The organism is Micromonospora sp. NPDC049204, assembly GCF_040647935.1.
GTDB lineage: Bacteria > Actinomycetota > Actinomycetes > Mycobacteriales > Micromonosporaceae > Micromonospora.
Genome location: NZ_JBEZDC010000001.1, coordinates 438,344 through 458,474, shown reverse-complemented (window position 1 = coordinate 458,474; position 20,131 = coordinate 438,344). Strand labels below are relative to the sequence as shown.

General features: G+C 70.7%; 19 protein-coding genes. 8 read left to right on the top strand and 11 right to left on the bottom strand.

All coding sequences use genetic code 11. The features are described from left to right. The first annotated feature begins 83 nt into the window (after positions 1-83). Positions 84-1,670, top strand: coding sequence for a hypothetical protein (locus AB0A90_RS02120; RefSeq protein WP_357240174.1), 1,587 nt, complete (start codon positions 84-86; stop codon positions 1,668-1,670). Between the two features lie 7 nt (positions 1,671-1,677). Here the strand turns inward: AB0A90_RS02120 and AB0A90_RS02115 are convergent, their stop codons facing one another. The 3 genes from AB0A90_RS02115 to AB0A90_RS02105 all read right to left on the bottom strand — a co-directional run bounded on the left by AB0A90_RS02115 (position 1,678) and on the right by AB0A90_RS02105 (position 4,528). Next, entirely contained in the window at positions 1,678-2,835 is a 1,158-nt protein-coding gene (locus AB0A90_RS02115) for an NADAR family protein (RefSeq protein ID WP_357240171.1), read from the bottom strand. Between the two features lie 134 nt (positions 2,836-2,969). Further along, a complete protein-coding gene (locus AB0A90_RS02110; protein ID WP_357240168.1) occupies positions 2,970-3,608 on the bottom strand; it encodes a DsbA family oxidoreductase in 639 nt (212 codons plus the stop codon). Positions 3,609-3,613: 5 nt separating this feature from the next. Continuing rightward, entirely contained in the window at positions 3,614-4,528 is a 915-nt protein-coding gene (locus AB0A90_RS02105) for an NADP-dependent oxidoreductase (RefSeq protein ID WP_357240165.1), read from the bottom strand. Between the two features lie 536 nt (positions 4,529-5,064). Here AB0A90_RS02105 and AB0A90_RS02100 point away from each other — a divergent pair. The 4 genes from AB0A90_RS02100 (at position 5,065) to AB0A90_RS02085 (ending at position 7,286) form a co-directional block, all read left to right on the top strand. Then, a complete protein-coding gene (locus AB0A90_RS02100) occupies positions 5,065-5,643 on the top strand; it encodes a hypothetical protein (protein WP_357240162.1) in 579 nt (192 codons plus the stop codon). A gap of 90 nt (positions 5,644-5,733) precedes the next feature. Further along, positions 5,734-6,372, top strand: a complete 639-nt coding sequence (locus AB0A90_RS02095) for a LysE family translocator (RefSeq protein WP_357240159.1) — start codon at positions 5,734-5,736, stop codon at positions 6,370-6,372. 98 nt (positions 6,373-6,470) lie between these two features. Next, entirely contained in the window at positions 6,471-6,812 is a 342-nt protein-coding gene (locus tag AB0A90_RS02090) for a hypothetical protein (protein ID WP_357240157.1), read from the top strand. 39 nt (positions 6,813-6,851) lie between these two features. Continuing rightward, positions 6,852-7,286, top strand: coding sequence for an NUDIX domain-containing protein (locus tag AB0A90_RS02085; protein ID WP_357240154.1), 435 nt, complete (start codon positions 6,852-6,854; stop codon positions 7,284-7,286). Positions 7,287-7,386: 100 nt separating this feature from the next. Here the strand turns inward: AB0A90_RS02085 and AB0A90_RS02080 are convergent, their stop codons facing one another. Together AB0A90_RS02080 and AB0A90_RS02075 are read right to left on the bottom strand one after the other, a co-directional pair. After that, complete coding sequence (locus AB0A90_RS02080) at positions 7,387-9,957, bottom strand: DUF6493 family protein (RefSeq protein WP_357240151.1); 2,571 nt, start codon at positions 9,955-9,957, stop codon at positions 7,387-7,389. Further along, entirely contained in the window at positions 9,954-11,288 is a 1,335-nt protein-coding gene (locus AB0A90_RS02075; protein WP_357240148.1) for an SWIM zinc finger family protein, read from the bottom strand. The genes AB0A90_RS02080 and AB0A90_RS02075 overlap by 4 nt, the downstream gene beginning before the upstream one ends. 80 nt (positions 11,289-11,368) lie before the next feature. On the opposite strand from AB0A90_RS02075, the gene AB0A90_RS02070 reads away from it, so the two are divergent. From AB0A90_RS02070 to AB0A90_RS02060, 3 genes are all read left to right on the top strand, one after another. Continuing rightward, the gene (locus AB0A90_RS02070) at positions 11,369-12,001 is read left to right on the top strand and encodes a hypothetical protein (protein ID WP_357240145.1); all 633 of its coding nucleotides are present in this window, start codon (positions 11,369-11,371) and stop codon (positions 11,999-12,001) included. A 63-nt stretch (positions 12,002-12,064) separates the two neighbouring features. Next, positions 12,065-12,673, top strand: a complete 609-nt coding sequence (locus AB0A90_RS02065; RefSeq protein WP_357240142.1) for a hypothetical protein — start codon at positions 12,065-12,067, stop codon at positions 12,671-12,673. An 81-nt stretch (positions 12,674-12,754) separates the two neighbouring features. Further along, entirely contained in the window at positions 12,755-13,990 is a 1,236-nt protein-coding gene (locus AB0A90_RS02060) for a low temperature requirement protein A (RefSeq protein ID WP_357240139.1), read from the top strand. A gap of 120 nt (positions 13,991-14,110) precedes the next feature. Here the strand turns inward: AB0A90_RS02060 and iolB are convergent, their stop codons facing one another. From iolB to AB0A90_RS02030, 6 genes are all read right to left on the bottom strand, one after another. Further along, the gene (iolB, locus tag AB0A90_RS02055; RefSeq protein WP_357240135.1) at positions 14,111-14,935 is read right to left on the bottom strand and encodes a 5-deoxy-glucuronate isomerase; all 825 of its coding nucleotides are present in this window, start codon (positions 14,933-14,935) and stop codon (positions 14,111-14,113) included. 44 nt (positions 14,936-14,979) lie between these two features. Then, positions 14,980-16,164: a glycoside hydrolase family 88 protein gene (locus AB0A90_RS02050; protein ID WP_357240132.1), complete on the bottom strand. Its 1,185-nt coding sequence runs from the start codon at positions 16,162-16,164 to the stop codon at positions 14,980-14,982. 84 nt (positions 16,165-16,248) lie between these two features. After that, complete coding sequence (locus tag AB0A90_RS02045) at positions 16,249-16,926, bottom strand: hypothetical protein (protein ID WP_357240130.1); 678 nt, start codon at positions 16,924-16,926, stop codon at positions 16,249-16,251. Between the two features lie 5 nt (positions 16,927-16,931). Further along, on the bottom strand, positions 16,932-17,825 hold the full coding sequence (locus tag AB0A90_RS02040) for a carbohydrate ABC transporter permease (protein WP_357240127.1): 894 nt from the start codon (positions 17,823-17,825) through the stop codon (positions 16,932-16,934). Next, positions 17,825-18,688: a sugar ABC transporter permease gene (locus tag AB0A90_RS02035; protein ID WP_357240121.1), complete on the bottom strand. Its 864-nt coding sequence runs from the start codon at positions 18,686-18,688 to the stop codon at positions 17,825-17,827. Before AB0A90_RS02035 ends, AB0A90_RS02040 begins: the two co-directional genes overlap by 1 nt. A 116-nt stretch (positions 18,689-18,804) precedes the next feature. Then, positions 18,805-20,109 (bottom strand): extracellular solute-binding protein, encoded by a 1,305-nt coding sequence (locus AB0A90_RS02030; RefSeq protein WP_357240118.1) that lies wholly within the window; start codon positions 20,107-20,109, stop codon positions 18,805-18,807. Positions 20,110-20,131: the final 22 nt, after the last annotated feature.

The window sequence follows — 20,131 nt, the reverse complement described above, 5'->3', positions numbered from 1 at the left end:
GGCGCGGTTGACGCGTGCTTCGGTTCGGGGCAGGGCTGGAAAACCGGTGCGGTTGGGTTGGTTGGTTGGGGCAGGATGTCGGCGTGATCTGGGGCCGACGCGACAGTGACGTTCGCCCGCCCTCGGTGGCGGGGGAGAGTGAGTTGCTGGGCGCGGTGCGGGTCACGGCCCACGAGGCGTGCGATGGCCGGTGGGAGGCGTTGCACCGTCTGGTCGAGGTGCTGCTGAAGGTCGATGCCCTGGGCGACGAGGTGGTGGCGCGGTCGGCCTTGGCGTTGGTCGCCGGGCTGCCGGGGCTGGTGGTGCGGCTCGACGGGCACGCGCGGTCGGAGCCGTGGTACGCCCACTACCAGGAGCCTGCGACGCGCATCGCGGAACGGTTTTCGACTGTGTCGTCGGGGCCGGTGGCGATGGTATTGGCGAGCATGCATCGGGACGGGCGGATCCGTGAGCCTGCGGTCGCTGCGATGGTCAGTCGGCCGTGCCCGGAGGTGATGCCGTTTCTGGTGCTGCGTACCGCCGATTGGGTCAGGCCGGTGCGGGACCGGGCGCGCGCCGGGCTCGCGGTGCTGCTCGCCGACGACCCCGGTGTCTTCCTGCCTGCGGTGTTGCCGATGGCGCTGCGCCTGGACGCGCGCCTGCGTGCTGGCTTCGCGGTCACCCAGGCTCAGGCAGCGGTGCTGGCGGTGACGGAGCAGGTGTGGCGCGGTGTCCTCGGCGAGGGCGGTCGTCGGGAGCGGCGGTTCGTCTTCGAGCTCGTTCTGACGCAAGGCCGGCTGCGTGTGCCGGATCTCGTGACCTTTGCCGAGTCGGATCCGGATGTACGGCTGCGGGCGCGGGCGGCAGAGGCGGCGTGTCGTGAGGCGGTGTGGACCCGTCGGCTGGATGTCCTGCAGCGTCTGGCGCGGTCGGTCCGGGCCGAGGTGCGGGTGGTGGCGTTGACCGGACTGATCCGCGCCGGCAAGGACGCCGACGTCGTCGGACACCTGGATGATGACGCGCCGCTGGTACGGGCGGTGGCCCGAGACGCGGCCCGCCGCCTCGGTGTCGACGTGCGGGCGCGCTATCGGACTGGCGTCGAGGTCGGCGAGCCTGGTTCGGGGGCGATCGCCGGACTCGCCGAGACCGGCTCCGCAGCGGACGCCCCGTTGCTACAGCGACTGCTCGGCCATGAGCGGGCAAGGGTCCGTGCTCAGGCGGTACGTGGTCTGCGACTGCTGGACGCGGTGGTGCCGGGGGAGTTGGCGGCACTGGTGCGGGATCCGTCACCGGCCGTGGTGCGGGAAGTGACCGCAGCGCTGCGCCCGGTGGCCGGCGCGCTGCCGCCGGACCTACCGTGGGAACTGCTTCGGGATGGGCGAGCGGAACTACGGCGGGCCGGCTACCGTCTCCTGCGCGGTCGGGGTGTCGACGTCGAGCTGCGCGCCGCACTGCTACTGGCCGTCGACGCGCACCCGCGCCTGGCCGAGCGGGGCAGGGCCGATGCCACCCGCATCGCCCGTGACGTGGCGCGGACGACGTGGCGCCGGACCCCGCAGCCGGAACTGCAGGTCACCGGTGCGGAACACGCTGAGCTTGTCGCGTTGGCGGCAAGGGCCGCAGCGGCGCTCGGCGAGGAGACCAGTCAGCAACTCTCGGGCTGGCTCGCGAGCAACCATCCCAGCGGATGACGGCCATTCAGGAGAGCGGAGACCCTGACGGTTGTGGAAGGGGGATTCCGGCCCCAGCGGCGGCGAGTTCAGAGCGGATCACTTCGAGCAGTCGGCCGACCCAGTTGGTGGCTCGTTCGCTACCGATGGACCAGTAGGCGGAGCCGGAGTCGACGTAGACGACGTGGGCGTCGCCGCTGTCCAGCAGGGTCTGTGCCATCTGCGGGTGCTGGGTGTACTTGGCACGCAGCAGGACGGTCATGACGGCCAGCCGCGCCGCAGCCCAGTCGGCATGGCGGGGTGCCTGCTCAGCTAGCAGGCCGGCGTCGTATCCGCGCGGTGCCGCGGTGATCTGGTCGTGCCAGTGTGGGTCGGACGTCGAGAGCGCCCAGTAGGCGTGTGTGACGCTGGGGTAGCTGGTGGCGCCGACGGTGATCACTGCCGGGTAGTCGTTCTGCAGGACTTCGACGCCGGGTGGATCCGGCCAGCCGCGGGGGTAGACCACCTTGGGGATCGTCAGCGTGGGGTGCACCGGGCGTTCGGGGCCATCGGCCGGGACTCGCGCGTCCCAGGTCTCGATCGCGATCTCCCGTTCGCGGAAGTACGCGACCGCCTCGGCCCGCCTCTGCTCGGTGACGACCGGTCCGTTCGGCCGGCCGTGCAGTGGTGCACCGAGGTCGGTGATCAGGATTCGCAGTGGAACGTCTTTGCGGTCCATGTCGCCGAGGGCGTAGACGCGCAGGTGTTCGGGGATGGCCAGGTAGCGCTCACGAACCGTGTGTCGGTTGTCGTCGGTGGGGTCGGCCAGGTAGGTCTGCACCGCTTGTAGGCATCGACCGGTGGAGTCGGGTCGACCGTTGAGCCGGTCGATCTCGTCGGAGACCTCGCCGAGAAGCATCTCGGCGCTGATCGCGGAGCTGGGCTCGGTGAACCGCCACGCCGCCAGGTGATGCGCCGATGCCCATGCGCCCTCCTCCAGAGCGGTGGCGACGCTGCCGCAGCGCAGTTGTTTCGCCAACCCGTCGAGGTCGGTCAGCCCGCCGGTGCCGCAGTCGATCGCGCCGTCGGCGTAGATGACCAGGTCGGCCAGGAAGTACGTGTCCATGCTGCGGGTGAAGACGGGCCGCCAGGTGCCTTCGACTCGTTGGCCGTCCACCTGGCGGTAGGTGCGGCGATATCTGGTCATCGGCGCACCGTAGTCCAACCGTGTCCGACCCACCATGCGCAACGGCCGCACGGGGAGTTGCCAACGGCGAGCGCGAGTTCGCAGGCGGTCCGCGCAGGTCGCACGCGGCGGCGCCCCGTCCTCCGGTGGACCGGTCAGCGGATGCCGTGGACCGCCGCGGCCCGGTCCAACTCGGCGCGTATCACCTCCGGCGGCTGCATGCCCGAGAATGGCCGGCCGCCGTCGATGACGAGTGTCGGCACGCCACTCACCCGCAACTCGGCAGCGCGCCGCTGATCCGCGGTGACGGCGTCGGCATACCTGTCACCGGCCAGCACCGCACCTGCCTCCTGCGCGGGCAGATCCACCTCCTGCGCCAACTCCAGCAGGACGCGGTGGTCGGCGACATTCCGCCCCTGCGCCTGGTAGGCCTGCAGCAGCGCCTCGACCAGCGCTGCGGCCCGGTGGTGGTCGGCCGCGAAATGGGTCAGGCGGTGCGCGTCGAAGGTGTTGACGGGACGCGCCCTGTCGAGATCGATGGCCAGGCCCAGCTCCGCGGCGAGCCGCCGGATCAGGGTCAGCCGTGCGGGCAGTCGGTCCGGTGGGGTCCACGAGGCCATCGCCTCGGCGGCGGTCGGGCCGGGGCGCCGTCCCTCATTCGGCGACAGCTGGTAGCTGCGCCACCGCAGCTGAGCCTCGTCCCGGCCGGGGAAATCCGCCAGGACCCGCTGTAGCCGGTGCTTGGCGATGTAGCACCACGGGCACAGTACGTCGTAGAAGACTTCGATCAGCACGCCGCTCACCCCCGGAGCAGGACTGCGGTCTTGCCGCGGGCGTGACCGGTGTCGATCCGGCGGTGCGCGTCGGCGATCCGGTCCAGCGGGAAGGTCTCCGACACGGTCAGTGTCAGCCGGCCGGTGCGGTACAGGTCGGTGATCGCCTGTAGTCGCTGGGCTGAGCGCTGGCTGCGCAGGGCGCGTACGCCGAGATTGCCCGCCCGGGCGAAATCCACGAGGGTGCCGATCCGGTTCCGGTCGGCGACCAACTCGAGGGAGGCGTCCAGGGCCGCGCCGCCCGCGGCGTCCAAGGCGACGTCGACACCGCCCGTCGCCAAGGCTCGCACGCGGTGGGTCAGTCCGTCGCCGTAGGTGGTCGGTGTGGCGCCCAGCGAGGCAAGGTAGTCCTGGTTCGCCGGGCTGGCCGTGCCGATCACTGTCGCACCCGCGGCCAGGGCCAGCTGCACCGCGACGGTTCCGACGCCGCCGGCCGCGCCATGGATCAGCAGGGTGTCGCCGGCGTCGACCTTCAACTCTTCCAGCGCGGTGTGCGCGGTCTGCGCCGACGCCGACAGGGTGCCCGCCTGCGGCCAGGACATCCCGGCCGGCTTGGTGACGACCTGCCCGGTGGGAACGACGACGTACTCGGCGCAGCTGGCGAGCAGTGCCCAGCCGAGCACGTCGTCGCCTGTTCGGAAGCCGGTGACGCCGGCGCCGGTCTGGTCGACGACACCGGCGAAGTCGTTGCCGACGATCTGCGGGAACCGCACAATCTGACCCGGTGGAGTCCAGCCGGACCGGACCGCCGAGTCGTACGCCTGCACGCCAGCGGCCTCGACTCGGACCCGAACCTCTCCCGGCCCGGCCACGGGCGTGGCCACCTCGACAACCTGCAGCACCTCCGGACCACCGAAGGTGTGGAACGCCGCTGCCCTCATGGATCTCCTCTCATGTGGCACTCCAGCTCCGGCCGACCAGGCCGGGTCGTCCGGGCCAGCCTGCAAGCTCAAGCTCGCTTGAGGTCAAGCTCCCCATGGGGCGACCGGTTCACGGCAGGTGGGCGTGCTCGACCCGCCGGGACCGGTTGAGCAGTTCGCCGTCCTCGCGCCTCAGCGCGTCGTGAACCACACAACCGGGCGCGGCAGCGGGGTCGGCCGCCCATTACCCCTGCCCGTCGGCGAGTGTCTCGCGGAATCGGGGTCGCCGGATCGGCACCGACCGGGCATGATCCTCTACGCACCGAACCGGCGGATCTTTACCCGTGCGACGAGATGCGATACCAGTTCAGCTGGCCCAGCGAAGTCTCGGCCGCGCCGCTCAGGAGAACACCGTGCACTGTACGAAATGCGGAGCCGAACTCGGACACCCCGGCCAAGGCCACACGTGCCGGTCCTCCACACCTCCGCCCGCGCTCAGAACAACAGGTTGGAACGTCGCGACCTGGTTCGCGATCGGGTTCGCCATCCTCTTCGCCGTGGCCGCGATCGCCGCGGCCGTCCTGGGCAGCCTCCCGAGCGGCCGGGCCCGGCCGCTGCCCCCCTCCGGCACCGGCGCGGCGATCGGCGGCTCCGGCACCGCGATCGGCTTGGCCCTGGCCAACCTGATCCTGTTCGCCGCCATCATCGGCCTGGTGGTCAGCGGGCTGATCTGGGGCCGCGGCACCCGCCAGATCGCCGAGGCGCACGGCTCCTCCGGCCGCTCGTACAGCCGCCACTGGGGCACGCGCGTCTTCTCCGCCTGCATCGTCTTCAGTGCTGCCGTCGCCTGGCTGGCCACCGACCGAACCGCTCCGGCCGTCCTGTTCGGCCAGGCGACCCTGCGTATCCTGGGCGCCGCCGCGCTGATCGGGGGCATGTTGCACAGCCGGGCGCGGGTCCTGCGGCTGATCGCTGACGTCGACCGAGTCGTCGCCGGCCACTATTCGCCGGTCGCCGGGCAGGACCCGGCGTGGCCGCTGTCGCCCACTCCGACCAGCGAGGACTGGAACGCCGGCCAATGGGACCCCGAGGTGATGCGCGACATCGAAGCCCGCCGCCGCCGCAACAGAACCTGACCTCAAGATGCGGCTGGTCTCCAGCGTGACGACAATCGAGTACGGCTAGCAGCCGGACTCGACCGAGGGCTGGGTGAGCGAGGAGACGGTGTGATAAGTCGGAGCCTGCTACTACTCTTCCTCGCCACGACGATCCCGATCGTCTGCTTCCCCGGTCCGTCTGTCGCGTTCATTCTTACCAACTCCGTGCAGAAGGGCCGCGCCCTCGGCCTGGCTTGCGTGCTCGGAGTCGAGATCGGATATCTGGTACACGTTTTCGGTGCTGTCGTCGGCGTCTCCGCCGTCATAGCGGCGAGCGCCCAGTTGTTCACCATCGTCAAACTGGCCGGCGCAGCGTGGCTGCTGTGGCTCGCCTGGAAGGCGTTCCGCTCCCGCAAGGAGGGGACTCTTGCCCAAGCGGGTGAGGGTGCCCGCGGAGATCTCAGACCTCTTGCCGCATTCCGCAGCGGCCTGCTTGTCGGTGCCCTGAATCCGAAGACCGCCGTCTTCTTCCTGGCCTTCCTACCCCAGTTCGTCTCCGCCGACGCTGGACCCGTCCCCGTACAGTTGCTGATCTTTGGGCTGCTGTTTATCGCACTTGCCAGCATTCCTGACACGCTCTGGGCATTGGCCGGCGGATTCCTGCGAACGCTGACACCGAGGCTGCGACTACGTTCACTTGACCGGGCAGCCGGCGTGGTCTACTGCGTGCTCGCCGCCTTCGCGATAACCACGACCGCGCGGGCCTGAGATTGACTCCTGAGTCAGTGGGTTCCTGAGGTGCTGCGCTGACGAGCGACGCGCCCACAGTCGACGAGGGCGGTAAGGCCGCGCGTATGGTCCGTCGCGTGACGACTGACGAAGAGCGCGACCGCCTCGCCGAGCAGCTCGCGGCGTTACCGGTGTACGAGCTCGTCGACGTGATGCGCCGAGTCTTGCCGCGTCACACCGAGGACAATCACGGCATCCGAACCGAACTGGTCCTGGCTGAGGCGACAGCCTATGAGGACGATCCCGGTCTTGAGGTGGAGCTGGTCGCCTGGCCTGACCGCGACTACTACGACGGTGGGCTTGGGCTTTACCAGGGCCTGTGGGAGAACGGTCACTGCGCGAAGTGCGACATCGAAGTGACATCGAACGCCAAACGTGCCTTCTGTCCTTTCTGCGGCTCCCGGTGCAGCCTGACGTGACCTCCAGGTATCGATCACGACGTCGAGCGGAAGGTCGTCATGCCCGAGAAGGCCGTCACGCAGAAGGCGCTCTGTTACATCGTGCGGAATGGAGGGCTGCTCGTCTTCCGGCACACGGACCACAGCTACGAGGAGGTGGGCGTCCAGGTGCCGGGTGGCACCATCCGCCCCGGTGAGGCTCCGGTGGATGCCGCGCTTCGCGAAGCCCGCGAGGAGACCGGGCTCACGGACTTCAGGGTCGTCCGCAAGCTGGGGGAGGCCGAGTACGACATCAGCCCTCTTCGGTTCGAGATCCAGCGCCGGCACATCTTCCTCATGGAACTCTTGGAGCCCACGCCCCTGCGTTGGTCGAGCCAGGAGGACCACGACGGCACCCAGCCGCCGACTCCGTTCGAGTGCTTCTGGGTGCCGTTGACGGCGGGGCACATCCTGCAATCCGGTCAGGGTGCGCTCCTGGGCCGAATTTTCGACTGACGTCGCTGCCGCCAGCGGGTCGCGGTGGTGGCTGCTGTTGCGGTGCTGCTCTGGTTGCACCACGAGCCTCGACGGTGCGTCAAGCCCAACCCGCCAACCCTCAGTGATCAGCAGACTCCGGGTGACGTCCTGGTGCGGGCCTGGAGCCACTCGCGGCGGCCAGGCGCCTCGCCTCGGTGACCAGTCGGCTCGACCCGCCGCGCGCGGTGACCTCGGCCAGCCCGGGCACGTCGATCCGGACGGCTGTCGCGCCCGCCGTCTCCGCCGCCAGGGTCAGCAGGTCCGGGGTGCCGCGCGGGGGCTTCGGTGCCGCCAGCAGCGAGGGCAACGCGGCGGCGAGCAGGTGCCAGACGCTGAGCGGGGCACCGGCGGCGGCCGCGTCGCGTAGCGGCTGCAGGGTGCGGGTCAGCGTGAGGTCACCGACGGCGGCGAGGGTGCCGAGGTGGGCTCCGACCGTGGGAGCGTCCAGGTCGCCGGAGGCGGCCAGCATCAGCAGGGCGTCGACGGCGGCGACCCGGTCGGACTCGTGCCGGGCACCCAGGCCGTACGCGAGGGCGAGGTCGACGGCGGGACCGCCGTCACCGCCGCACTCGGCGAGCAGCGGCAGGATCGCGGCACCGCCGGACAGGTCCTGGTCGGCGCCGCTGGCGATGTCGGGCAGCGCGTACGCCGCGACCAGTCCCCGGTAGCCGGGCAGCACGGCCGGCCAGAGCAGAGCCGCGTCGCCGACGTAGCTGTCGACCGTTCCGGCCGGCACGGTGAGCAGGCCGAACGGGTCGTCGACGCCCTCCGGCGGGCTGAGCACCACGTGGGTCCGTTGCCGAGGCGGTTCGTCGTACCCCAGGTAGTAGCTCTGTCGGCGCTCCTGTCGGGGCAGCGTGACCACCCGCTGGTCCGGGGTCGGCAGGCCGCCGGCGCGCAGCCAGCCGGCGAGCCGGTCGCCGGCCGGTGTGCCGAGCGTCGCGGCCCTGGCCGCGAGGGGCTCGTCGACACGCGCGGGCAGCCGCAGCAGGGCCTGCGTCAGGTCCATCTCCCACGCGCCGTGCTGGCCGAGCAGGGCCAGCCGGTCGTACAGCACCTCCGGGTCGAGGGCACCGTTCGCCCTGGTCGGGGCCGCGAGCAGACCGGGGTGCTGGGGCATACCGACGCGGTCGCCGATCTCGGCCAGCCGGGCGCGCAGCAATCGGTGCGGCGGGAGTACCCGTGCATCGGGCGACGGTCCGCCCGGCGCGCGCCGCCGCACCGCCGCCAGCATCGCGGCCCATCGTCCCCGCCGTCCGCCTCCCTCGACCGGATCGGCCGCCGCGTGCAGCACCCCACCGAGGAGACCACACAGGCAGTACGGATCCCACGGGTGTTCCTCCGCGCCGGCGCGGTGCCGTCGCAGCACCGGAATCAGGGCCTCCTTCAGCCGGTCGTCACCGGCGAGCCGGACCACCGCGTCGAGAACCCGTTCCAGGTCGGACGCTGTTTTCGGGCCGCCGAGCAGGGAGGCGACCTCCTCGGCCAGCTCGTCGGGGTCGGCGATGGCCGGGGGAGCGGGCAGCGGGCCGGCCGGTGGTGGCAGGTCGTCGCCCACCGCACCGACCACGACCCGCGGGGCGACCACGTGCCCGTGCCGGGCGGCCAGCGTGCCGGCCCGGTCGCGGATGTCCGCCGCCGGGTGGTCGACAGCTGTCGCGATCACCTCGGCGATCTCCGCCGCCCGGTCGGGGTGCCGGCGGGCGAGCTGGTCTAGCCACGCGAGCTGGGCGCGGACCAGCGCCTTGTCGGGCCGGACGAGCACAGCCCGCGACGTGTCGAGCAGCCCCTCGACCTCCACGCCGTCGCGAGCCCGCAACGTCTTCTGCGCCATCGACGCCACCGGCCCTGGGGCGTCGGCGAGCAGGCGCAGGTAGTCGCCGCCATGCCCGTCGACCTCGCTGGCGGTGGGCTCGAGCAGGGCGTGCAGGGTGACGAACGCGCGCAACGCGGCCGGCCGGTCGCCGCGCAACAGCCGGCTCACGCAACCGTCGAGCAGCACCCTCCGGTCCAGGCGGCCCTCGCCGGCCAGTCGTGCCAACGCGCGCGGCAGGGCGAACGTCTCGTCGGTCATGAACTCGTCGAAGGACATCCGCGTCCCGGCACCGTCCAGCTCGAACAGGCGCGGCACCAGGGCGTCGAGAAACACGTCCGCCCGGAGCCGGTCCACCAGCGGGATCGGTCGCTGCCCCTCCGGCGGCCACGCCATCAGGGCGAGCCACCCCTGCACGAACTGGTCACCGGTGGGTGCCGCCGCCTTCTCGGCGGTGAGCAGCTCGGCGACGAATGCCCAGCCGTCCGTCGGGTCATCGCGGCGGAGCCGGTCCGCCAGCCGGTGTGCCAGCTCGCCCAGCCAGGGCACCCCGCGCGTCCGCCCGACCTGGGCCACCAGCGCGGCGTCGACACCCCGCAGCGACACGTTCCGCCGACCGAGCAGCTCGGCCGCCGCGGCGGCGGTCGGCAGGCACCCGACGGCGGCCACCGCCAGGGCACCCGCCTGATCGTTCCACCACCAGTTGTCGAGCCGCCGGCGCACGTGGGCCACCAGCCCACCGGCGAACGACCGCCGTCCCTGCTCGTCGAGGTCGGTGACCGCGTCGACGGCGGCGCGAACGTCGCCCTGGACCAGGAAGTCGAACGGATCGCTCACGCCCCGACCTCCACCGAAGCGCCCACCATCGACGTGGCGAGCGCGTGCTTGCACGGCCCGCGCTGACCGCGGTGCCGCGCCCACCAGGGACAGGAGCAGGTGTACGAGTGGTCCGCTCGGCGGCGCACCCGGTAGACCTCGTCGCCGTGGCGTACGGTCGCCGCCTCGCCGTCCAGGGTGACCGCGCCCGCCTCGACCAGTGCCCGCGCCGCGACCAGCCGCGGATTGTCCCGCTCGGCCCGGCCGGCGTCGTACGGCAGCACCCGGTGGAAGTAGCCCGCCTCGGTCACGTCGAACCCGACCCGTCCGGCGGTGCCCAGGTGGGCCAGGGCGGCCCGGACCCGGTCCGCCGAGATCCCCGCCGAGGCGGCCAACGCGTGGACATCGATCGTCGGGTCCCAGGACAGCAGTGCGGCGACGAGCGCGGCGTCGTCGGCGACGTCGTCCGTGGCGAGCGCGGTCAGCGCGCCGCCCTCGCCGGAGAAGCCCCGGTAGGGCTCCGGCGAGAGGGTCAGCGACAGCCGCAGCGCGCCGGTGTCGAGCTGCCACACGCTCGGTAGCGGCGGCGACCCGGCCGCCGCCGGTGGCCCGTACACCCGCAGGCTCTTCGCGTATCTGAGCAGCCCCCGCAGCGTGGCGAGCCGCCCGGCGCCGGCCAGGCACACCGCGCCGGGCACGGGGCGTGCGGTCAGCCGCAGCGAGCGCCCGGTCGGCACCACCCAGAGCACCGACCGGTCGTTGCCCGCCGGCAGCCGGCGCAGGAAGGCGGACGCCTCCGCCGCGGGAATCTCCGCCCGCGGTTGCATGGCCGCGGCGATCAGATGGACCTCGGCGAACCCGCGCAGCCAACGTCCGGGCAGCGGCACCTTCTTCTCCACCACCTCTCCGTCGAGGGTGGACGCCGTCAGATCGTCCGGACCCACCGACAGGTGCAGGGGGTCGATGCCGCCCACCCGGGCCAGCGCCTCCCGCAGCGGCGCGTTCACGTCGACGTTCGTGGTGCCGTGCTCGACGATGTCGCCGTCGAACCCGGCCGGCACGACGTCCAGCCGCGCGTACACCCCGCAGCAGCCGGAGAACGACTCGAAGCGCATCCGGTCCCGGCTGCCGGTGACCACGGGATCGAGGCTCGCCGGGCTGACCGGCTGGTGGTACCGGGTCCGGGCAACTTCCGCGACCGCCAGAAGCCCGGCGGCCGCCGCCTGCGGAGTCGTCAGAAAACCGGAGAAGAACCGCGGGTTGGTCGCGGGTCCGCCGCTTGTCTGCAGCGCCAGGTCACCCCTGTGCAGTGTGGACGGTCGGAGGTAGCGGTAGGTCTGGAGGACGCTCACGACTGCAGAACGTACGACCGACCCCCGACATCCTGCGAGGGAGGTCAGTCCACCAGCCGCACGGCCGGTATGGTCGGGTCGTGTCTGCGTTGGCCGCTGTGCCCCGTCCTGTCGTGGCGCTCGTCGCGGTGCTTGGCGCTGCCGCCTGTGACGGTGCCCCGGCGCCGGTGGCGGTGCCGACCACAGGTGCGACCACGGCCAGCGCTGCCGCCAGCACGCCCACCGCCTCGGCCGGCCCGGTCTTCCGCGCCCAGGATCTGGACCTGTGCAAACGTACTGATCTTCGACCGTTGGCGGAGCTGTCCTCCCTGACGGTTGCCCGCACCGATCCGAAGCCACCGCTGGGGCACCCGGGGGCGGCGTGTCTGTTCGAGATGCGGACCAGGACCGGCCATCAGGCGAACCTGCTGGTGGAGGCGTCCACGCTGGTCAGCGCGGAGGAGGCTGGGCGGCTCTACCGGGCGACGCAGCAGGTGACGGTCATGACTCCGGCCGGCGGCATCCCCGGTCTGGGCGAGGAGGCCGAAGCCTTCACCAGGCGCTCCGATCCGGGCTTCAAGTACGCCGAGTACATGGTCCACGCCCGCACCGGCAACCTGGTGGTGAAGGTCTGGTTCTCCGTCGGGGGTGCTTCGTACGCCGCGACCGAAACGCTCAGGTCGAAGGCGCTGACGTTCCTCCGGGCGACGCAGGCGGCCGTACCCATCGGGTGACGCACCCGTCGGTCCTCCTGCCGGCGGGCATCGGCCGGCCGACCAGCACAGGATACTGAGCGGGTGCGCGAAGACGAAGTGTTGCGGAGTGTCGCCGCTCGCGTGGCAGCTCGCGACTACAGCGATGACGTGTGGATCCACCCCGGCGACCTGGACGCGAACGGCAACTGGGTGCTGAGTCCCGCGCCCGAGGGCACGCGGTGGCTGGTGGTACGCGGGTCGCAGGAGCATCTCGCCGCGCTGGCAGCCGACGCCGTCGACCCGTTGCCGCCGCTCGAACCGGCCTCGGTGCACGCCGTGGACGACGCGGAACGGCTGCTGGGGCATCCGCTGCCGCCGCTGCTTCGACGCATCTACCTGGAGGTCGCCAACGGCGGCTTCGGTCCGGTGCTGGGCGTTGCCGGCGGTGGCACGGACGATCTCGGTCGTACCGCGGTCGATCTGCTCAGCCCTCGCGAACCCGCCGGCTTGCTGCCGATCGGTTATTGGGGATGTGCGATCTACTCGTACGTCGACTGCCTGGGGAGGGGAGCGATGATGTGGGGCTTCGACCCGAACTCCGGCCTTGGCGAACACTCGTTCTACGCGGAGGGCATCTCGCTCGTGGACTGGCTCGACGGGTGGCTCCGCGGGAGCCTCGAACAGCCGCACCTCGAACCCGATCCGACGTGAGCGTCGTGGCCCGGGTGGGAGCTGACGCAACTCCTCTGGCAACCGGCTCGTTGGTGCAACAGGGGCGGACGGAGGCGGACGATGGCGGCGGTGCGGGGTGCCGACCTACTGCGTCCGCCCACCAGTTCCGGCCGCGCGACGTTCCTGGAGCTGTTCTTCGATCTGGCCTTCGTCGTGGCCCTCACCCGGGTCTCCCAACGGTTCGCCGGCCTGAGCGATGACACCGGCTGGGCGCTCGTCACCGGGTTCGGACGTACCCTGCTGCTCTTTCTTGCGCTCTGGCTGATCTGGTCGCACACCGCGTGGATCACCAGTCGCTACGAACCGGAGCAGCCGATCATTCAGGCCGTCGTGGTCGGCACCATGTTCGCCGGCCTGATCATGGCGGTGACGCTGTCCCGCGCCATGGAGGAGCGAGCGCTGGCGTTCGCGGCCGCGTACCTGATGGTGATGGTGGTGCGGCCGCTGGTGGTCGCCGCCGCGCTGCGGGGTCACCCGCGACGGCTCGTCCCGTTCCGGCTTGCCGTGTGGGCATCGGCGACCACGCCGCTGTGGCTTTCCGGCGCGTTGGGTCCGGACCGACTGCTACTGCCGCTGTGGGCTGCCGCACTCGCGATCGACTACCTCGCCTGGGCGCTGGGCTGGCCGCTGCCGTGGCTCGGGGCGTCGAAGGTGGGTCGCTGGCGGATCGCGGGAACCCACCTCGCCGACCGTTACCAGCAGGTGTTTCTCATCGCACTCGGTGAGTCGATCCTGGTCATCGGCGTGGTTTTCGGCGGCACGGACTATTCCTACGGGCGGGCCGCCGCCTTCACGGTCACGTTCGCCACCAGCGCGCTGCTCTGGCGGATCTACTTCCACCGCGCCGGCCTGCTGCTGACCGACCCGTTGGAGCGGGCGGACATGCCCGGCCGGCTGGGCACGTTGTTGGAACGGACACATCTGCTGATCGTGTTCAGCGTGCTCGTCACGGCAGTCGGCTACGAGTTGGTGATCGATCATCCGTTCGGTCAGCCGCGGCCCGGTTGGCTCCTGTTCGTGGTTGGCGGCCCGATGCTCTTCCTCGTCGCCCGCATGCGGCTGGAGTACGAGATCTTCGGCCGGGTCTCCCGTTCCCGCGCCATCGGATTCGTGGCCCTGCTGCTGTTCACGCCGGCGCTGGCCCGCTGGGCACCGATGGTCGGGCTGAGCGTGGTGGCCGGAGTGCTGGCCCTGGTCGCGCTGCTCGACACGCGGCGGAGCTGGGGACAGCCGCTGGAGGTGCCCGCTCCGCCGGTCGGGCGGGAGTCAACCGACGTTCGCGACTCCGAGGCGTAACCGCTCGGCCGCACGCTGGGCGAGGTGAGCGCCGGCCGGTCGCGATGGTCTGGTCGATCGTATGTCGCCGGTGACCATCGCGACGCGGCCGTCGAGGCGCGGAGGTGTCCGAGACCGTCGCTACAGGCCCAGGCTGCGCAGGGTCGGTACGGTCTGGCCCACCCAGGCGAGGGCGGCGTCCTCGCGGGCGCCCTGGGTACGTTGTGTGCCGGCCAGGAACCACAGGAAGTAGGTGGTGTAGCCGGGTGCGCTGACCACGGTGTGGTAGCCCTCGGGCATCATCTGCATCACGTGGTCGCGGATGGTGACGTTCTCCTCGTACCCCTCGTCGGTGTAGACCCGGCTGATACCGAATCCGTCCGCCGGGTTGACGCGGTAGTAGTACATCTCCTCGTGTGCGGCCTCGGCGGGCAGGTCGTCGACCTTGTGCCGGTGTGGCGGGTAGGTGCTCCAGTTGCCCGAGGGCGTGTAGGTCTCGCCGACGATGAGCCGGCGGGCGGGCAGCTCCGGTTGGGCGATCTCGGTGAGGATCTGGTGATAGGTGCGGCCGAAGTTGGCCGCTCCCCAACGGCCGGTCGCGACCTGCTCCGGCGCGATGACATAGGGCTCGGTGGCCAGGTCGCTGGGGGCGCTGGGCAGGGCGATCTCCACGTCGGTGACGGCCTCGACGGTGATCGAGGAGCCGGCCGGGAGGTAGACCGAGTGCGGCTTGCCGGAGAACACGTCCGGACGACTGCCGACCTGGGGGAAGTGGTGGCCCGCGACGGTGAAGGTGGCGGTGCCACCGAGGATGACCGCCAGGATCTCCCGGTCACCGGACTCGCCGGTCCAGGACTCCCCGGCCGACAGCCGCAGCAGGGTGAAGTCCAGCAGCTGACAGGGATTGACGGGCAGCGTGTTCCGGCCCTCGGCGGCGGGAATGGTGCAGTGGTAGCGGTAGTTCATGGTCACCTTTCGGGATGCGGGGCGGTGCGGGTCGGTCGCGGTGGTCACCAGGGGCTGGCCCAGCCGGGGATGGTGGCGCGGGTGAGGGCTTCCAGGTAGAAGTAGTCGCCCCACAGGGTTCCCTCGTCGACGCCGACGTCCTTGGGCTTGTCGTAGACGCCGTGCAGGAGCAGCGCGTTCGAGCCCGGCTGGCCGCCGGTGGAGTAGTGGTCGATGAGTGAGCGCAGGATCTCGGCCGCGGCCGCCCGGTACCGGCCGGCGCTGGCCGGGTCGGTGAGGTTGTCGGCGAGTTCGAGCAGGCCGCAGACGGCGATGGCCGCTGCCGAGCTGTCCCGCTCCTGGCCGCTGCCGTCGCCGAACTCCAGGTCCCAGTACGCGACGCGGTCGTCGGGCAGGTGCGCGAGGAAACGGTCGGCGCAGGTCATCGCGGCGGCGAGCAGCGCGGGATCGCCGAGGTGCCGGTGGTTGAGGCTGAACCCGTAGATGCCCCAGGCCTGCCCGCGAGCCCAGCAGGAGTGGTCGGCGTGGCCCTGTTCGGTCTCGCCGCGCAGCGGGGCGCCGCTGTCGGTGTCCCAGTAGAAGGTGTGGAAGGTGGTGCCGTCCGGACGCAGGATGTGCTGGCGCAGCTGCGTGGTGTGCCGGCGGGCCGCGTCGGCGTAGCGGTCGTCGCCGGTGGTCTGGCTGGCCCAGAAGAGCAGCGGTGTGTTCATCAGGCTGTCGATGATGGTGCGGCCCCGTTGGCGGGGGTCGTTCAGGTCGCCCCAGGCCTGGATGATTCCGGCGGGTTCGAGGACGCGCGTCATCAGGTGGTCGGCGGCGGCGAGAGCCGCGCCGCGGGCACGCGGATCGTTGGTACGGCGGGCCGGGGTGACGCAGGAGAGGGTGTAGAGGAACCCGAGGTCGTGGGTGTCCAGGTCGATGCCGCGGTTCACCCGATCCGCGAAACTGTCCACGTGCGACAGCGCGGCCCGCAGGTGGCGGTCGTCACCGGTCAGGTCGTGTGCCAGCCAGAGCTGCCCGGGCCAGAAGCTGGTGGTCCAGCCGACGTTGGCGCCCTCGGGTTGGCCGGCGCTCGCCGGCCGCAGCGGGTAGCGGTTGGCGTCGGTGGTGTCCGCGGGGTACCGGTCGCCGAAGGTGGCGATGTTCGCGTCGACGGTGCGGATCGCGGCGGCCACCGCGGCCGCCGTGGCCTCTGCGTCGGAGCTGGGACGGACGTCGGTCGCCGTCATGAATGCTGTTCTCCCTCGTGGATCCGGTCCGGTGCCGGGCAGGTGTGCCAGCGGCGTCCCGGCCCGGTGGCAGGAACGTGGTGGTCAGATGCGTTGGGGTTCGACGGTCGGTGGGTCGAGGGCGGCGCGCAGCGTGAAGCGGCTGTTGGCCCAGACGACGTAGAGCAGCGGCGCGGCGGCGAGGCCGAGCGCGATCGCGGGGCGGGCCGCCAGAAGCTGGGCGAGCAGCACGAGCACGAGCAGAGACACGGCGGTGAGGTACCACCGACGCACCGCCAGGTACACGGAGGTACGGGCTACCTCGCGTAACCGCGCGGTGGGTCGGTCGGCGAGGGTCACCAACCCGAGCAGCGCGGTCGCGACGGTGAGGACGATCAGGGTCGCCAGCACCGGCAGGGCAAGCGCTCCGACCCGGTGGCCCCACGCGGCGCGGGCGTCGACGGCGAGCACCACCAGGGCGGTCATGGCCGCCGCCGTCCAGAGCATCGCCGGTCGGGCGGTGGCTCGCCAGGCGCGGCCGTAGGTGCGCAGCACCCCGCCGGTGTCGCCGGCCGAGTAGGCGGACATGACCGCGAAGGCCGCACAGAGCCCGGGCGCGCAGAGCGGAGCGGTCAGCGCATACAGCGGCCAGGACCGCGCCGCGTCGGTGGTGAACGCGAGCGTCACCAGTGGCAGGCAACCGAGCACCAGCAGCACGTTGGTGGTGAGCGCGGCGTAGATCCCGTCGAAGACGGCGGTCATGGTGTGGTGGCGCGAACGCATGGGCCTCAACCCTTCAGTCCGGTCGAGGCGACGCCCTCGATGAAGTAGCGCTGGCCGAGCAGGAAGATGACAGCGACGGGCAGCACGGACAGCACCGAGCCCGTCATGATCAGCGCATACTCGGCGTTGTACTGGGAGATGAAGGTGTTCAGCCCCAACTGGATGGTGCGCAGCTCCGGGCTGCGCAGGTAGACGAGCGGGCCGAGGTAGTCGTTCCAGGTGGTCGTGAACATCAGCAGGGCCAGGCTGGCCAGCGCCGGCCGGGACAACGGCAGAATGATCCGTCGGTAGATGCCGTACTCGCTGAGTCCGTCGACCCGCGCCGCCTCGCTGAGTTCCTCGGGGATCGTCTCGTAGAACTGCTTCATCAGGAACACGCCGATCGCGCCGAACGCCTGGATCGCGACGATCGACCACAGCGTGTTCGACAGGTGCAGCTTCGACATGAGGATGAACTGCGGGATCATGTACGACTGCCAGGGCACCGCGATCGTCCCGACGTACGCCAGGAAGAGCAGGTTGCGGCCGGGGAAGCGGACCCGGGCGAAGCCGTAGGCCGCGAAGCTGCCGGTGAACACCTGCAGGAAGGTGACGATCACCGACAGCAGCAGGGTGTTCCACAGCCACGTCGTCATGTCCGAGCGCTGCCAGATGTCGACGTAGTTGCGCCACACCACCGGATCGGGAAGCCAGGTGATCGGGATGGTGAAGACGTCGTTGTTGGTCTTCAACGACGCCACCACCATCCAGAAGAACGGCAGCAGCAGCCCGGCCGCCGCGAGCGCGAGGGCGGCGTACCCGAGGATCCGCCCGCCCAGGGACCGGACCGGTCGACGGGGCGCGCGATTGCCGGGCGCGGCGACGGCCGGGGTGGGCAGGGAGAGGTCGGTCGCGGTCATCAGCTGTTCCTCCGCTTGTTGACCATGAACTGGATGACCGTGATGCCGAAGCAGATGGCGAACAGGACGATGGAGACCGCCGAGGCGTAGCCGAACTGGTTCTCCTCGAAGCCCTTCTGGTAGATGTACTGCGAGAGCACGAGTGTCGACTGGCCCGGTCCGCCGCCGGTCATCACGAGGATGAGGTCGAAGACCTTGAAGCTCTCGATGGTGAGCAGCACCGTGACGAAGAAGGTCGTGGTCCGTAACCCGGGGAGGGTCACGTGCACGAACCGCTGCCACGGTGAGGCGCCGTCGGTCTCGGCCGCCTCGTAGAGCTGGGCCGGGATGGTCTGCAGGCCGGCCAGGAACAGCAGCATGTAGTAGCCCATGTACCGCCAGGTGCCGACGATGATGACCGCCGGCATCGACCAGGTCGCCGACGCGGTCCAGCCCGGCGGATCGTCCACCCCGACGGCACCGAGGAGAGCGTTGATCGGGCCGTACTCCGGGCTGAACAGCTGGTTCCAGACGACCGCGATCGCCACGATCGAGGTGATGTAGGGGAAGAAGGCGATGGTGCGGAAGATCCCCACGCCGCGCAGTTTGCGGTTGAGCAGCAGCGCCAGCCCGAGTGCTGCCCCGAGGGTCAGCGGGATGTGGAAGACGGCGTAGTAGACGGTGTTGCGCAGTGCGGTCCAGAAGCTCGTGTCGTCCCACATCCGCCGGAAGTTGGCGGTGCCGGTCCACTCGGCCACCCCGAAGACGTTCCAGTTGGTGAAGGCCACGTAGAACAGCACGACGACGGGTAGCAGGGTGAGCGCGGCGAAGCCGAGGAAGTTGGGAAGGATGAACGACCAGCCGGCGACCGTGTTGCGCGACACCAGCCGCCGGTTCCTGGGTCTTGTGGACGGCAATGTTGCCATAGGGAGTCTCCGGAAGCGTTCGGCCTGGGGGCGGGACCGGCGTGCGGCGTAGGCACGCCGGGCCCGCCATCAGCTCACTGGTTGAGGACTTCGTTCTTGGCGCGGTCCTGCGCCTTGCTCAGCTCCGCGTCGACGCCCTTGCTGTCGGAGAGGATCGCCGAGTGCGTCTCGTTGAGGAGGTTCTGCAGGCCGGCGGTGTGCTTCGACACCGGGTTCTCCGGCTTGATGGTGTGCTTGGCGTAGGCGAACTTCGACAGCTCGTCCTGCGGCACGCCGTCCAGCCCGAACAGCGTCGCGGTGACCGCGTCGGTGACCTGGGCCGGGGTGATGCCGATCCCGGTCAGCGCCTTGCCGGCGTCCGGGCCGGCCGCGTACTTGAGGAAGTCCTTGGCCGCGGCGGTCTTGGACTTGCTGATCTTCGGGTTGATCCCCAGGCCGGTCGGATCACCGAAGGTGACGGGCGTGGCGGAGGTGCCGGTGGTGGACTTGTCGAACTGCGGCGCCGGCGCCATGCCCCACTCGAACTTGTCGGCGTCACCGCTCTTGCGCTGGTTGAGCAGCGTGGCCACGTACCAGGTGCCCATCAGCAGCATCGCCGACTGCTGCTTGCCGAACTGCGCCTGGTAGGTGAGCTTGTTGGTCTTCGCGGTGCCGAAGGTCGGCTGCGCGCCGGACGCCTGCAGGTCCAGTGACTTCTCGTAGTACGGCTTCAGGAAGCCGAAGTTTCCGGAGAGCAGGTCCGCGTTGGGGGTCTGCGCGAGCGCGAAGCCCTGCACCGTCGACTGGAAGGTGTGCTGGTACGCGCCCGTCGCGTTCGAGCCGGCCCCCTTCAGCCCGGTGTGCAGTCGCTTCGCCGCGTCGGTGTAGTCGTCCCAGGTCCAACTGCCGTCCGGGGGCGTCACCTTCGCCTTCGCGAACAGGTCCTTGTTGTAGAACAACACCCACGAGTCCTGCCGGTACGGCACCGCGTACGCCTTGCCGTCCACCTGGTACGACGCGAGTCCCGGGATCGAGCCGAGACCGGAGGCGGCGTCGGAGACGTCGAGCAGCTGACCACCGCTCTGGTACGTGTAGAAGTTCTTGAGGTTCTTCATGACGTAGACGTCCGGGGCGGTGCCGGCGGCCAGGTCCGTGATCATCTGGGTGTCGTAGTCGTTGCCCGGGGCGTACTCCTTGAGCTCCACCGTCACGTTCGGGTGGGTCGCCTTGAAGCCGTCGGCGAGCGTCTTGAACTCGGGCGTGGACGCCAGGCTCCAGCCGGCCAGGGTGATCGTCACAGGGGCGTTGGGGTCGACTGGCTCGTCCCCGCCTCCGCAACCGGTGAGTACGAGCGTCAGGGCCGTCGCAGCGCTGATGACGGCCGGTATCGCACGCTTCATCCCTTTCTCCTTCAGGTCAAGG